This is a genomic window from Marinifilum fragile, from assembly GCF_963677365.1.
GTDB classification, from domain to species: domain Bacteria; phylum Bacteroidota; class Bacteroidia; order Bacteroidales; family Marinifilaceae; genus Marinifilum; species Marinifilum fragile.
Window position 1 is genome coordinate 197,223 of the sequence record NZ_OY781962.1, and the last position, 16,416, is coordinate 213,638.

A 16,416-nucleotide genomic window follows, 5' to 3' on the forward strand; every position below is an offset into this window, starting at 1 on the left:
TATCAGTTGCGATTTCAGATAGAACTGTCATAATTTTGCTTACTGCTTACTGCTTACTGCTTACTGCTTACTGCTTACTGCTTACTGCTTACTGCTTACTGCTTACTGCTTACTGCTTACTGCTTACTGCTGGAAACTCTAATTTCATTTCACAACCACTTTCCGATAGGTTATCAGCCAAAATAGATCCGTTGTGTTGTTTCATAACCAAAGCAGCAAAACTCAAGCCTAAACCAAATCCTTTTATATTGTGCTGGTTGCCAGTTGGCACTCTGAAAAATCGATCGAAAATCTTACTCAGATATTCTTTTGGAATTCCTGGCCCATTATCTATAACCGAGATGTAAACATGTACACCTTTCTGCCATAGCTTAACAACAATACTTACATCATCGCCACCATATTTTTTACTGTTTTCAATCAAATTACGAATAACACCTTCAATATACACCCGATCGATTGGTATGCTTATCAATTCATCGGGTTTGGTAAATTTGATATTGACCGTATCAACATAAAAGAGTTGTACCGACTTTACAATTCGATCGACAAATTCGTTCAAATTGGTTTCTTCCTTCTTTAGCAGATGTTGATTTGATTCAAGCTTTGAATGTTCCAATACTCTTGAGGTAAGACTATCCAGGCGATTCATCTCCGAAGCGACCATTTTTAGGTAGGATTTTGTTTTTTCTTTATCGTCGGTAATGCCATAATTCAGAATGGCTTCCATAGCGGCTTTGGCTGTGGATACCGGAATTTTTAATTCATGTGTAATATTGCTAACAAAATCGGAACGAAGCATGTTCAACTTTGCCTGTGTAAGGTAGCTCCGGTAAGCAAATACCAAGGCAAAAATGGATAGACCAATCAATACAATTCCAAATATAATTTGCGCCAGAATTTCTGCAATTAGATGTAGAAAGTAATGTTCAAAGTATAGAACACTTGCTTTATCATATCTGCGGGTATATGTAATGATTCCCAATCTCCCTCTTTTTAATATTTCACTGTTGGTTCTTTCAATCGACTCAATATTTTCTCTATCAATTTCTTCTTCGTGACCAGCTTTTAAATTTGGGAACTTGAGTGTAACATTTCTTAAGAATATATTTCTCAAAAATTGTTGAGTTGTATCGTTTGGATTCTTACTTTGGTTATAGAGAATTTGAGCAGGGTAGATTTGATAACGATAACCTAATCTTAAAATATCATAATATCGTTCATCTTTTAAACTATCAGGAATAAATGAATTTTTTTCGATAGCTCTAAATGCATTTATATAGATTTGATTGGTATCTACAAATGCTTTTAAATCTTTAACATAAGCCTTTTTAAACTCAGCACTGGTTTTTTTCGTTCCTATTTTTAAACTATCGAAATTAATGGTGTCTTGATAATTTAAAGCAGGTTTAATCACGTTTCGATAAAAGAAAATAAACTCTCCATCGTTTATGGATGTATTATAAAGTCTGGATAATTCTACCTGCAGGTTTTTCTTTTCATTGTTGTACTGAGAATGCAACCAGTATCCCACAAAAGTTACCAATAAAAACATACTTAAAACCATGGGTGAAATGATTTTAAACTTCTTTCTATTTAATCGGTTTTTTGACATGTAACAAATATACTGGCTTTCAGTAGCAAATGTTCGGATTGTTAACCTTAATTAACCAAAATGCAGAGAACTGTTTGGGGGTGATCAGTTAGCAATGTATTTTCTTAACAACACATTGAAAATTTCTGATTGAAAAAGGCCATCCCTCTCGGAATGGCCAAACTTGACTATGAAAATTAAAAAGAAAATAATTTGTTGCTTTGATGTTCATGTAATTACATCATGTTGTAATTGCCATAACTAGGATACATCCCATGTTCTCCTCTGTGCTTTCTGCCTTTTTCTTTACCATCTCTTAATTTATAACTGAAAGTAAGGATGTAGAATTTGTTCAATTTATTTGTGTAGTAATCTGCAGTATATAAATCCGAAACAAAGTGAGATCTTTGATCATCTTTACTTAAAATATCATAAGCCGTGAATGATAATTCTCCGCGTTTGCTTTTAAATACTTTGGTAGATAAACCAAGATTTAGGTGCCAAAAGTTATCCACATCGTTGGTCGAAAAGTTATTTTGATAATTGTTACTAGCATTTGTTCTAAATACCAAATCTTTATAGAAATTCCAATACATGTTTAGCGAGGTTGTTTGAGATAAATACTCTGAACCGGAATTTGATGTGTTATTGGACTTTTGATAATTGCTTGAACTGGTAAATGTAAAATCGATTTTTTCGCTAATGTTGGAGCTTAGAGTCATTCCATGATTCAAGTTCCACGAATCGGTATATGCCTTTTTATCGTTTACAAAAGTAGGGTTGTGAGAAAAACGACCTCTTGTGTTGATATTTAATTTGGACTTTAACTTTTTAAGAGGAAAGCTATACGAAATACTTGTTCCGATTGAATATTGACCATCAAGATTTACAGGTTCTGAAAATTGACCTCCTGCAGGTAGAAAGTACAATCCATTAATGGTTGTATCTTTTGCTGCAACAATTGTTCTTCTTCCTACAGTATTGTTTGTTGAAGTTGCCATGGCATGAATGGACAAATGACTTCCTTTTTTCATGTTTGAAGCTGAATAAAGTGCCATTAAAGTGTGAGAGCTCGATTGTTCCAATTCGGAATTACCAGTTGAAATGTACAATGGATTCGAAAGATCTACAACTTCTTGTAAATCGCGAATATTTGGAGTTGTTGTTCGCGACATATAGTTAAGGTTTATTCTTTTTTGATTCTTCAAATTAAGCGAATACCTAACATATGGCTTGAATGAGAAGAAATCCTTGTTAAAATCTGTCTGATTGGGAAATGACTCTTCATTTTTAAGTGTAGTCATTTCAAAATCGGCTCCCAAGCTAAAACCATGAGTTTTACCATTTAGGTTATACGAGAATCTTCCTGCATTTATGATGCTTGAATTTTCAAAATTATTCGTGGTTAGCTCATCCAAATCGCTATAGGAGTTTTCATTTTCATTAAAGTTATATCCGTACTTATCTGATTTTTGTTCGTTATAATTGAAACGATATCCTAAGCTGGCAAATCCTTTTTTGCCAATGGGTTCGCTATACGATATTCCAGCATTGACACCTGTATTTTTCCTTTTAGAATCTGAAATTCGGTTGATACTTTGACTTACTTCGTTGCTTTCATTTAAAGTTTCAGACAATTGCGTCCCATCCGACTTATTGTTAGAGTAATTAAATCCAGCATTTAAATTCAAGGAGCGGCCTTGTTTGCCTAATCTTTTCGAATAATTTACGGTTTGGTATAGATTGTAGTTTTTATTCTCAGAAGAGTTATGGTTATTGTTCGAGTTTAAAGGATTGCCGTTTAATTTGGTATCAGAAATTGAATTGGAATTTGACTCTCTATCAGCGGTAGAAATATTGGTATTCAGCATTAATCTGTGTTTCGGATTGGAATTTAAGGATACTCTCAGGTTAATCCGATGATCATTGTTGTCATTGGTCGAGTGGTTTGTTGAATTTTGAATTTGGCCCAAAAGAGCATCAGAAGTATAATTTCTTACGCTGCTACTCTTGTTTTCGTACTCTTGATTTCCATATTCATAGCTAAACTCAATGTCATTTTCATTTTTCGAATTTACAAAGTTGATTCCGAAAGAATCATCCTGAATATCATTCCCGTCAATGCTTCTATTCCCAAAATTTCGGTTGCTTAATTTTAGAGGCGCATTTACATCTCTCGATTTTGCAGTAAGGGTAATGCTATTGTTATCCGAGAAACTGTTAAAATTCCCATCGAAACCATATCTGTTGTCTTTACCAAGTCCTGCAGCCACATCTCCAAAAACAAGTCTTTTGCTTTTCTTGGTGGTAACAATGTTTAATGTTTTTTTATCTTCTTCATTCCTCTTTAAACCGGTAAACTTTTCTTCATCGCTTTTGTATTCGTAAACTTCAATATTTTTAATTACATCGTTTGGAATTGTTGCCAAAGCTTGATTCATATTGTTCCCAAAAAACTTTTTTCCATCAACCAGTATTTCTGCAACCTCTTGTCCTTCTACTACCAGCTTACCATCCATTTCATAAAAACCAGGCATTTTGGCTAAGAGTTCTCCTGCAGTAGCATCTGGATTTACTTTGAATGCATCTGGATTAAATACAGTGGTGTCGCCTTTAATTTTTGTAGGAGGCAATGTTTCGGTGATATTAATTTCTTGAAGAAATTCAGAGTTTTCAATCAATTTAAACTGACCTAGATCAATGGATATTTTATCAACGGTGATTGATTTTTTAATATCCTTATAGCCGATAAAAGAAACTTGAAAATCATATTGTCCGGGTTTTACTTTTATATTGAAATTACCCGATTCGTCGGTTATGGTACCTGTTTTTTGAATGGTATCAGATTTATTTATTAATAGAATTGTTGCGCCAGGTAAAGAGCCTTCTTCCTGCGAATCCAGTACTTTTCCAGTTAAAGTATAACTCTTTTGAGCAAATAAGGATAATCCGGTTAGGATGAAAAATATAGATAGTAAAATTCGGTACATTAATCTTTGTTTTAAAATTTAATTCAAAGATAAGCTAACATCCAGGCATCATTAACTGATTTAAGGTGAATCAAGGTTAAATAAGGTTAATCCTAAAACTTTCGCATTAGCTGTAAGTCTCGGCTGTTTAGTGAGTTATTTGTTTGATGTGGTGTTTTTGGTGTTAAGAGTTGTTAATTGTAAGCTTTTGTTATAGTTGAGAAAAATTGTTTGTGATGTTTTGTAGTATTAAATCAACTTTGCATATTTTTATGAATCATTATATCTTTCAATAAACAAAATCACCATTGCTTTGAATAAATCTACTACAATATTACTCCTATTTCTGCTTTTAAATTTTTCCTGTTTAGCTAAGGTAAAGAATAAAGGAATCCCATTTATCAAGAATTTTCCAAGAGGTGAATATCATGGAGGAACTCAAAATTGGGACATTGCACAATCCTCTATGGGTTTGATGTATTTTGCCAATAATGAAGGCGTTTTGGAATTTGATGGAACGAATTGGCGTTTGATTGAAATGCCAAATAATTCGGTGGTTCGTTCTTTGGTCATTGATGAATCGGATAAGGTATTTGTTGGTGCATACAATGAGTTTGGATTTTTAGAGCCCGACGAAAAAGGAAAATTGACTTTTCGTTCTTTGGTAAATTTAGTACCTGAAAAGGATAGAGATTTTAAAGAGATATGGCAGATTTATCTTTACAAAAATGGAATTGTTTTTCATAGCTTTCAAAAAATATTCTTCTATAAAGATGGTAAGATATCTGTTTTGGGGGATGGAGAACTATTTCGTCAAAGTTTTGTAATTGGCGATGAATTCTATGTTCAGGTACCCAAAAAAGGATTCTGTAAGTTGAATGGGCAGAATTTTCAATTGGTTGATGAGGGAGAAAAATTAAAGAATTATGAAATTGTAAGTGTGTTGCCATATTCAGAAGATGAACTTTTAATTGCAACAGCTTTAAATGGCTTATTTATTTATAGCTCTGGGAAAATAGAAGCCTGGAATTTGAAGGTAAACAAGTCTTTTATCAAAGAACAGATTTATTCAGGATTAGCGGTTAATAAAAAGTATTTTGTTTTTGGAACAGTAAGAAATGGATTGTATATCATTAACAAGCAGGGACAAATTATCCAGCATATCAATACTGATTTAGGATTGCTAAATAATACCATACTTAGTTTATTTCAGGATTCAGAAGAGAACTTGTGGCTGGGTTTGGATAATGGAATTAATCATCTTGAAATTAGTTCTCCTGTTTCAACATTCCCAAGGATTAGAGATATAGGAACAGGCTATGCTTCAATATACCACAATGGATACTTGTATCTTGGTACCAACATGGGCTTGTTTGCTCAGAAGTACGATTTCTCAGATGCAACTTTAAATACAGAGGAGAAGTTTAATCTTGTTGAAAATACTGCCGGACAGGTATGGAGTTTGGAAGTAATTGGGGGAGAATTAATCTGCGGACATACCAATGGGACATTTCGAATTGATAAGAATAAGGGGGAGTTGATTTCTGATGTTGAAGGAGGTTGGAAATATTTATACCACAAGGATTTTCCAAATAAAATGATCGGAGGAACTTATTCTGGATTAATTCTTTTTGAACGAGAATCAGAAAAAGACAAATGGAAATTCAAACAAAAGATAGGAGGTTTTAATGAATCTTCACGAGAATTACTTTGGGGAGCAGATAACAGTATTTGGATGAGTCATGGATACAAGGGGATCTATAGAATTGTGTTGAATAATGCCTTGGATTCTTGTATTAATGTTCGTTTATATGGAACTGAGGATGGTCTTCCTTCTGATTTGAGTATTGGTCTTCATGAAGTTAGAGGAGAAAAGGTCTTTACAACGAATAACGGAATATATAAGTATGTTCCTGAGCTTAACAAGTTTGAGATTTATTCATCCCTAAATAATTTATTCGGCACGAAAAAAGAGCTTACTAAGCTTTTTCAACAATCCAATGGTGATGTTTGGTATTTTCAGGATGGAAGAGTGGGTATTTTAAAACTACAAGTAGATAATACCTATGCAAAGCAGGAATTGGCATTTTCTTCTATTCGTGGCTCTTTTATTGGTGCATTTGAAAATGTGTATGAAATTGACAGACAAAATATATTAATTGCCACTGAAGATGGGTTTGTTCACTACAATCCTGAAATACGAAAAAGGTATGAAAATAAATTTCATACATTGATTCGAGAGGTGCGAATTGCAGGTAAAAAGCAAGATTCTGTGATTTATGCTGGAAGCAAATCAAATAATGAAAATTCAGTAGAATATATAAAGTATAAGAACAATGAGATTCGCTTTCAGTTTAGCGCTCCTCAATCAAGTCATGCACAGTTGGTGAATTATAAATATCAATTGCAAGGATTTGATCAAGATACTTCTGCATGGGAGGTAAGCACCAATAAGGAATATACCAATTTACGAGAGGGAGAATATGTGTTTAGAGTTTTGGCACAAAATCAATATGGGGTTCAATCTGTTCCCGATGAGTTTAAATTTGTAATTCTACCTCCCTGGTACAGATCCAAATTGGCGTATTTTGTATATGTATTCACTTCACTACTTATTATTTATGGCTTGATTTTATTGGTTCGCTTAAGAATGAAGCAGATACAATACAGGTTGGAGAAACAGCAGGAGGAAGAACTTAAAGCTAAGGAACAAAAATTTAGAGAAGAGGCTTTAATTGCAGAAAGAGAAATTGTAGAATTAAGAAATGAAAAGTTAAAAAGCGAGGTGGATTTTAAAACTCGCGAATTAGCAAGCTCTACAATGAATATTATCCATAAAAATGAGGTGCTTTCATATGCTGTTGGAGAATTGAAGAAGGCTTTAAAAAAGATAAAGGATCCAACTGCATTGGTTCAAGTGCGTCAGTTGATGAAAACCTTAGATTCCGAATTTAATAGCGATCAGGATTGGGAACAATTCGAGTTACATTTCGATCAGGTGCATGAAAACTTTATAAAGAGGCTGAGGTCGTCTTTTCCACAATTAACACCAAAGGATTTAAGAATGTGTGCCTATCTTAGGATGAATTTATCCACAAAAGAAATTGCACCCTTAATGAATATTTCGGTTAGGGGAGTAGAAATTAGTAGGTACAGGTTAAGGAAGAAATTTGATTTAAACCGAGAAGAAAACTTAATAGATTTCTTACTGAACGTATAAAATATCAATTTTAATAAAAAGGCAAATCTCGCAACAAAGATTTGCCTTTTTTCATATTTGATGTATAAGTAATATGCATTTTTTAAGATTTGTTGTATTTTTTAAGTATTAGTTACACAGGTAATTATAAGTTCTGAAAAATCATTTGATGTAGTAATGATGTATTGTATTTTGGATGTTGATGAGTTCTTGATGTAACTGTATTTTTGATTTTGCTCAAATAAGAAAAGATATTGCAAACGATTTAGGTGAATAAATGTAACCCAAATTTATGAGCTAATTTTTTCTAATCTTAACGAACTAAATTTATGAAAAAAACAGTTGTGTTAATAGTTATGGCATTCTTTTGTTTGCAAGTATTTGCTCAAAATAATGCTGTAACTGGTATTGTTACCTCTGGAGAAGATGGAACTCCTATTCCATTTGCCTCCATTGTTGTTAAGGGAACAACAATTGGTACATCAACCGATTTTGACGGTAAGTATTCTATAGAAGTATCTAAGGATGCTACTTTGGTATTTTCAATGATTGGTTTTGCTCCACAGGAGATTTTTGTTGGAGACCAAACTGTTGTAAATGTTATTCTGATGACTGAGACTACAGGCCTTGAAGAGGTTGTAGTAGTTGGTTATGGTACTCAGAAAAAGCGTGATGTTACTGGTGCAGTAACTGTGCTTGGAGCCAAAACAATCGATGAAATCAAACCTGTTAGAGCCGAGCAAGCTTTACAAGGAACCACTTCGGGAGTGGTAGTAAGTTCTTCTTCGGGAGCTCCAGGTTCTGGTTTAGATATAAGAATCCGCGGTATTTCTACAAATGGAGATGCTTCTCCAGTTGTTATTATCGATGGTTATGAAGGATCATTGGAAACCTTAAGTCCTGATGATATTGAAAGCATTACGGTATTAAAAGATGCACAGGCGGCAATTTATGGTACTGTTGGTGCAAATGGAGTTGTGTTGGTAACAACCAAGACAGGTCGTAAAAACACTGCGCCAGCAATTCGTTTTAACAGCTCTGTTGGTATTCAAGAAACTTCACGCAAATTGCCAGTGCTAAATGCAACTGAGTATGCTGCATTATTAAATGAAGCCTATGCTGCAAATGGACAAGATTTGCCGTTTACAAATATTTCAAATTTAGGTAAAGGAACCAATTGGCAGGATGAAGTATTCTCAACAGCACCAATCTACAAGAATGATGTGAGTTTAAGTGGAGGATCTGATAATATAGTATATTCGTTAAGTGCTTCAGATTTAGATCAGAAAGGTATTGTAGGGAAAGATAAATCAGGCTACAAGAGAAATACTGCAAGAATGAACTTGGGCATTGATATTTCTGAAAAGCTGAAATTCAAATCATCCTTGATTTATACTTACTTAAGAAGAAGATCAATTAACGAAAATGGATTAGGATCGGTATTGTTTAATGCATTAAACATGCCTTCTACCATGCCGGTATATAATGAAGATGGTTCATTCTTTTTAGCTCCTAACAGTCTTGGTAATGAGGTGATCAACCCAATGGCACAAATCGATGATACTTATAATATCTATAAGTCAAATCGATTGAGCGGAAGTTTTAGCATGGAGTACATTTATTCTCCACAATTAAAGGCAACGGCTCGTATTGGATTTAACACTGGTAGTAGCAAGGAAAAATCTTTTGCTAAGGAAATAAGTTATGGAGGAAAAGTATTTGATAATACCAGAAGTAGTGTCTTCCAGGCTAGAGATAACTTCAATGATTACACATTTGATGCCTTTGTTACCTACGATGATACGTTTCTAGAGAAGCATCATGTAACAGCAACTTTAGGTACTACTGTATATAAAAATTGGGGTGACCATTTAGATGCAACAGGTTTTGATGTACCTAACAACTCGTGGGAATTTGCAGATATCTCGCTAACTGAAGGAACTAGTGAAGCAAAAACCAACAATTCATGGGATTACGATGATAGAAGATTGTCTTATTTTGCTCGTCTTCAATATGATTATGAAGGAAAATATTTGCTTTCCGGAATGTTCAGAAGAGATGCTTCTACTAAATTTGGTCCAGATGAAAGTGTAGGGTATTTTAATTCAGCTACTGCTGGTTGGGTAATTTCCGATGAGGATTTTATGAGTGACATGGAATTTATCGATTTCATCAAGCTAAGAGCAAGTTACGGTTTCCTTGGTTCAGATAAAATTGATCCTAACAAATTCTTATCATTAATGGATGGAGAAGGAACCTATATCTTCAACGGGCAGTTAGTTAATGGTAGAGCAATTGGAGCACTTCCTAACAATACCATCAAATGGGAAGAGTCGGAACAGTTTGATATTGGTTTAGATATGAAATTATTGAATAATAAAATTGATATCAATGCTGACTACTTCGTAAAAACTACCAATGATTTGTTAGTTGCAGGTGTACCTGTTTCTGGAATTTTAGGAGTTAATGGTGCAGGAGCTGCTGGGCCAACTATCAATGCTGGTGAGGTTCGCAACCGTGGTTTTGAATTTGCAGTAGGTTACCGAGGCAAAATAGGTGAAGACCTGGTGTTTAAGGTGAATTATAATATGACAACCTTAGATAATGAGGTAACTAAAGTAAACAATGGAACTGGATTTATCGAAGCTGGTGAATTTAGTGTAGGACAACCTAGCCCAACCCGAATGGCAGTTGGACAGCCTATTGGTTCATTCTTTGGTTACAAAACAGACGGACTATTCCAGAATATGGCAGAAGTTAACGCTCACCCATCGCAAATTGCATTGGGAGCTGAAGCTCAGCCTGGTGACTTAAGGTATGTGGATACCAACAATGATGGAGTGATAAATGCGGATGATAGAACATATATCGGAAATCCAATTCCTGATGTAACCATGGGATTAAATTTATCCATTAACTATAAGAACTTCGATTTTTCAGCTTATGCTTATGCATCATTGGGTAACGATAAACTTCGGAACTACGAACGTTCAAATGTAAATGTGAATAAGCTAAGTACCAATTTGGAAAGATGGATTGGAGAAGGAACAAGTAATTCTGTTCCAAGAGTGACCACAGGAGCTACAGCAAATCAGGTAATTTCAGATTACTATGTTGAGGATGCTTCTTTCTTAAGAATTCAAAACATACAATTGGGATATACACTGCCAGAACATCTTACTTCAAAACTAAAGATCTCTAAATTAAGATTCTATGGTTCAGTAAGCAATCTGTATACCTTCACTGATTATACAGGTTATGATCCTGCTGCATCAAATGGCGATCCTATTACTTCAGGAATCGATTATGGATTTTATCCTGCAGCAAGAACATATACGTTCGGATTAAATCTAAACTTTTAAAAAGCTCAATCATGAAAAAAATAAAATATAGCATTGCAGTTCTAGGGGCTTTTGTTTTAGCCGTAAATATATTGGTTTCCTGTTCGGATGATTTTGCACAGGAAGCACCCAAATACTCTATTGATTCTGAGAATTTTTTCAACTCAGAACAGGACTATTATAATGGTTTGGTAGGAGTTTATGATGCATTACAATATACCTATGTAAATGTAATCTTAGGCGAAATAGCATCAGATAATACATTGTGTGGTGGAGAAAGTGCTACAGATGTTGTTGGATGGCAACAAATTGACGATATGATTCATACTCCGGTAAATAGCAATTTACATGATGTGTGGAATTGGATGTTTGCAGGGGTTCAGAGAGCCAACTACTTTATGGAGTTTAAAGACAAAATCGATTTTGATGGAAGATTATCGATGATTGGAGAAGTACAATTCCTAAGAGCTTATTACTATTTTGAATTGGTAAAATGGTTTGGTCCTGTGCCTTTGAAAATAGATGAGCGTTTTGCTTTAGGAGATGAGACTTCAATTCCTCGCTCACCAGTAAAAGATGTATATGCGCAAATTGAAAGAGATTTAATTGATGCAATTAATGTATTGCCAGATGTGCCGGAACAAACAGGAAGAGTAACAAGAGGTGCAGCCCGAGCATTACTTGGGAAAGTATATTTATTTCAGGAAAAATTTAGTGAGGCGGCAAATGTTTTGGATCAGGTAATAACAAGTTTAAATTATTCTCTTGTTGAAGATTATGATGAAATTTTCGAAATGACTGGCGAAAATGGTGTTGAGTCTGTATTTGAAATTCAATATACAGATGTTGAGGGTGCTGGATTTGGATGTTTGCAATGTAGCGAAGGTAATGTTGCAGTAGGTTTTAGTGGCGTAAGAGGTTACGATGGACCTTTGTTTTCTTCAGGATTTAGTTTTAATGTGCCAACTCAGGAAGCAGTAGATCAGTTTGAACCAGGAGATCTTCGCAAAGATGTCACAATATTAGATATCGTTGCTTGGGCAGAAAGTAAGGGTGCAACTTATACTACAGGATTTGAGCACACTGGATATTTTAATAGAAAGTACTTACCAAGAAAAAGAAGAGCGGAAGCTCAAGGAGATTTGAATCTAACCAATCCGAACAATTATAGAGCAATTCGTTATGCAGATGTGTTGCTTATGGCAGCAGAAGCATATAACCGTGGAGGTATTTCAGATACAAAAGCACAAGAATACATTTCAGAAGTAAGAAGAAGAGCTTTTGGTGATACAAATCACGATGTAACCTTAACAGGTGCAGCTTTAACCGATGCGATTTATCATGAAAGAAGAGTGGAATTAATGGGTGAAGGACATCATTTCTTTGATCTTGTAAGAACAGGAAGAGCAGCTGATGAAATTGAAGGTTTCGTAGCTGGCAAACATGAAGTATTCCCTATTCCTCTTGAAGAAATTCAATTCTCAAATGGCAATTGGTCACAAAATCCTAATTACTAAAAAGATTATTCGATATGAAAATATTAACTAAAATAAGCGCATTTATTTTCATCCTAGGTGTCTTTTTTGCCTGTGAAACAGATGAAGATAACTTGTATTCGTTAGATTATATAGGTGCTCCTACTAATGTGGAAGCAGTATTCGATATCACACAAGATAATTCAGGTCTTGTGAGTATTTCCCCTAATGCTGAGGGAGCTCAGCAATTTACCATTGATTTTGGCGATGGTTCTGAAACAGAAACCTATAAGCCAGGAGAAATTGCTGAACATGTATATACAGAAGGAGTTTATTCGGTAAAAATTATTGCCGTAAGCATAAATGGCAAAACAACAGAATTTGTACAGGAATTAAATGTAACATTTAAAGCACCTGAAAATTTAGAGGTGAACATTACAAATAATACTCAAAATCCAAGAATCGTAAGCGTAACAGCTACAGCGGATTTTGCAACCGTTTTTGAAGTTTATTTTGGTGATGTAGAAGATGAAGAGCCAACGATGTTAATGCCAGGAGAGACAGTTTCTCATACTTACGAAGCTCCTGGTGATTATGATGTTAGAATTGTTGCGAAAAGTGCTGGGGCAGCAACTGCAGAATATACCGAAACGGTAAATGTACCTGAGGCTGCTGATCCGATTAATTTGCCTATTGATTTTGAATCGTTCACGATCAATTATGCATTTGAAAACTTTGGAGGTACAACTTCATCTGTAATCGATAATCCTGATGCATCAGGAATCAACACTAGTGCTAAAGTTGCTCAAAGTAATAAGTCTGCCGGAGCAGAAATATGGGCAGGTTCATTCCTTACTCTTGAGAATCCTATTGATTTTTCAAACAATACAGAGTTTAGAGTTAAGGTTTGGTCGCCAAAAGCAGGTGCAACAGTAAAGCTAAAAGTTGAAAATTTAACCGATGGTAATATTGGTTATGAGGTTGATGCAACAACTACTGTTGCAAATGCATGGGAAGAATTAACTTATGATTTTTCAGCAATCGATCAAGCAAATGAATATCAGAAAGTCGTAATTTTCTTCGACTTCGGAAATAATGGAGATGACTCAAATTATTATTTTGATGATATCAAGCTTGTTAGCGCAGCTGTTAATGGCGGATTAGCAGGTGTGTGGAAAATGGCTCCTGAAGCTGGAGCACTTGGAGTTGGTCCTGGATTGGGTGATACATCATGGTGGTCGAGTACAGCCGATGATGTTACTACCAGAGCATGTTTCTTCGATGATACTTACGAGTTTGGAGCGGATGGTTCATTTAGAAATGTATTAGGAAGTGATACTTGGGTTGAAGATTGGCAAGGTGGATCTAATGCATGTGGAACTCCCGTAGCACCTCACGATGGTTCAAATGCAGCAACTTTTACCTATGATAAAGTTGCAGGAACAATAACACTTGAGGGTATTGGAGCTTATTTGGGAATTCCTAAAGCATATAATGGTGGAGAATTGGCAAACCCTGCTGATGCAGCGGCATCAATTACTTACGATGTTACACTTTCAGAAAACAATACGGTAATGACTCTGGATATCAACATAGGTGGAGATGCTTGGTGGAGATTTAAACTTGTAAAAGTGGGAGAGATTTCTTCTCCTATAGTAGGCAGCTGGAGCATTGCTTCCGAAGCTGGAGCAATAGGAGTCGGGCCTGGTTTAGGAGATACTTCTTGGTGGTCGAATACAGCTGATGACGTTACCACAAGAGCATGTTTCTTTGATGACACTTATGATTTTGGAGCTGATGGTTCTTTCAGAAATGTTTTGGGTAGTGATACCTGGATTGAAGGGTGGCAAGGAGGAAGCGATGCTTGCGGTACACCTGTTGCACCTCATGATGGATCGAATGCAGCAACATACACTTACGATGCTGTAGCAGGAACAATCACTCTTGATGGAGTAGGTGCTTTTCTGGGAATTCCTAAAGCGTATAATGGAGGTGAATTGGCAAATCCTGCTGATGCTCCTGCTTCGATAACATATGATGTTGCACTTTCGGATAATGAAACGGTAATGACTGTGGATATCAATGTTGGTGGAGATGCTTGGTGGAGATTTAAGCTTGTGAAAAACTAAAAACAATAAACGATGAAGAAACTAAATATATTAGTAATATTATTTTCAAGCCTGTTGTTTTTTGCAGGCTGCGAAGAGGAGTATAGCTTAGGTGAAATTACTACGCCATCCAATTTAAGTGTTAGTTTTGAGCTTATTGGACAAGATGAGGCTAATCCTTTCGGAGATGGAACAGGATTTGTGAATTTCACAGCTACAGCTGAAAATGAAATAAACTACACCTATATTTTTGGAGATGGAACAAATAATGAAGTTTCTGCCGATGGAAATATGATGCACCGTTTCTCTCTTCCGGGAGTTAATACCTACAATGTAACAGTTTTAGCTGTTGGAACTGGTGGTGTTACAACCAGTAAGTCGATTCAGGTTGAAGTATTCAGTAGCTTCAGTGATGAAGAAGCTATTGCATTCTTAACAGGAGGAAGCTCTAAAAAATGGTATTGGGCAGCCGATCAACCAGCACATACAGGACTAGGACCAAATTTTGTGGATGGAACAAATCATACATTTGCGCAATGGTATGCTGCTGCACCATTCGAAAAAACATGTATGTATGATGCAGAATTTGTATTTACTCAAACTGACGGTGGTGTAAGCTTTGAACAAACAGCAGGATCAGCATTCATTCCTGGGACATATGCGGGTAAGATAGGAGTTGAAGGTGATGTTTGTCATGGTGAAGATGTATTGCCAAGTTTATATGGAGTGAAGAATGTAACTTTTGCACCTGCAAATTCAATTGCAACTGAAGATGGTGGTTATAGAGGAACGAGCTTTACGATTTCAGATGACGGTTTTATGTGTTGGTATGCTGGTACGAGTACTTATGAAATCATTGAGATTACAGATAATATTCTAAGAGTACGTGTTGAGGAAGATGACACTTTTGCATGGTACCATATCTTTACATCAACAAAACCAAGTGAATCAGCTGGTGAAATTGATGTGGAATATACCAATTTGGTTTGGTCGGATGAGTTTGATACCGATGGAGCTCCTGATGCTGTAAAATGGGATTACGACCTTGGTGCAGGAGGTTGGGGTAATAATGAATCTCAAACCTATACCAACGATGCAGCTAATGTTAGCATTTCTAATGGAATATTAAAAATAACGGCAAAAGCAGATGGTGGATCTTATACTTCAGCCCGTTTGAAAACTCAAGATAAATTTGAATTTACTTACGGAAGGGTTGATGTTCGAGCTAAACTTCCAACGGGAGGTGGTACATGGCCGGCAATTTGGATGTTGGGAGCAAATTTTCCTGATGCAGGATGGCCTGCGTGTGGAGAGATTGACATTATGGAAGGAATGGGAAACAATCCTGGACATATCCAATGTGCATTGCATACACCATCAAGTTCGGGAGCAACCGAAAATATGGAATCTACAACTGTTGCTGATGCTTCTGAGGAATTTCATGTGTATTCTGTAAACTGGTCAGAAAATCAGATTACATTCCTGATTGACGATGAGGTTTATTATACCTATGCACCGGAAGATAAAAATGCTGACAATTGGCCATACAATGCTGATCAATTCCTGATAATGAATGTGGCTATGGGTGGTTCACTTGGAGGTACTATTGATCCGGCATTTGTTGAATCATCTATGGAGATTGATTACGTAAGAGTATATCAATAATTTTAAAATATTATAGGCTGTTCCTGTTTATTTGAACAGCCTATAAATACTTAATCATTAAGCTA

Annotated in this window: 7 protein-coding genes; 5 read left to right on the forward strand and 2 right to left on the reverse strand. The window is 35.5% G+C overall.

Annotated features, from left to right (window positions below):
• Nucleotides 1-109: 109 nt before the first annotated feature.
• Together ACKPCA_RS00730 and ACKPCA_RS00735 are read right to left on the reverse strand one after the other, a co-directional pair.
• On the reverse strand, nt 110-1,615 hold the full coding sequence (locus ACKPCA_RS00730; protein ID WP_054718583.1) for a sensor histidine kinase: 1,506 nt from the start codon (nt 1,613-1,615) through the stop codon (nt 110-112).
• Nucleotides 1,616-1,830: 215 nt separating this feature from the next.
• Nucleotides 1,831-4,584, reverse strand: a complete 2,754-nt coding sequence (locus ACKPCA_RS00735; RefSeq protein ID WP_321280773.1) for a TonB-dependent receptor — start codon at nt 4,582-4,584, stop codon at nt 1,831-1,833.
• 292 nt (nt 4,585-4,876) lie between these two features.
• Between ACKPCA_RS00735 and ACKPCA_RS00740 the strand changes: the two genes are divergently transcribed.
• The 5 genes from ACKPCA_RS00740 (at nt 4,877) to ACKPCA_RS00760 (ending at nt 16,351) form a co-directional block, all read left to right on the forward strand.
• On the forward strand, nt 4,877-7,783 hold the full coding sequence (locus ACKPCA_RS00740; RefSeq protein ID WP_321280774.1) for a triple tyrosine motif-containing protein: 2,907 nt from the start codon (nt 4,877-4,879) through the stop codon (nt 7,781-7,783).
• Nucleotides 7,784-8,091: 308 nt separating this feature from the next.
• Nucleotides 8,092-11,124 (forward strand): SusC/RagA family TonB-linked outer membrane protein, encoded by a 3,033-nt coding sequence (locus ACKPCA_RS00745; protein WP_321280775.1) that lies wholly within the window; start codon nt 8,092-8,094, stop codon nt 11,122-11,124.
• A gap of 11 nt (nt 11,125-11,135) precedes the next feature.
• Nucleotides 11,136-12,620 carry a RagB/SusD family nutrient uptake outer membrane protein gene (locus ACKPCA_RS00750; RefSeq protein WP_321280776.1) on the forward strand — a complete coding sequence of 495 codons (1,485 nt, stop codon included), beginning with the start codon at nt 11,136-11,138 and terminating at the stop codon, nt 12,618-12,620.
• A 14-nt stretch (nt 12,621-12,634) separates the two neighbouring features.
• Nucleotides 12,635-14,707 (forward strand): COG1470 family protein, encoded by a 2,073-nt coding sequence (locus ACKPCA_RS00755; RefSeq protein ID WP_321280777.1) that lies wholly within the window; start codon nt 12,635-12,637, stop codon nt 14,705-14,707.
• A 12-nt stretch (nt 14,708-14,719) separates the two neighbouring features.
• Nucleotides 14,720-16,351 (forward strand): family 16 glycosylhydrolase, encoded by a 1,632-nt coding sequence (locus ACKPCA_RS00760; RefSeq protein ID WP_321280779.1) that lies wholly within the window; start codon nt 14,720-14,722, stop codon nt 16,349-16,351.
• Nucleotides 16,352-16,416: the final 65 nt, after the last annotated feature.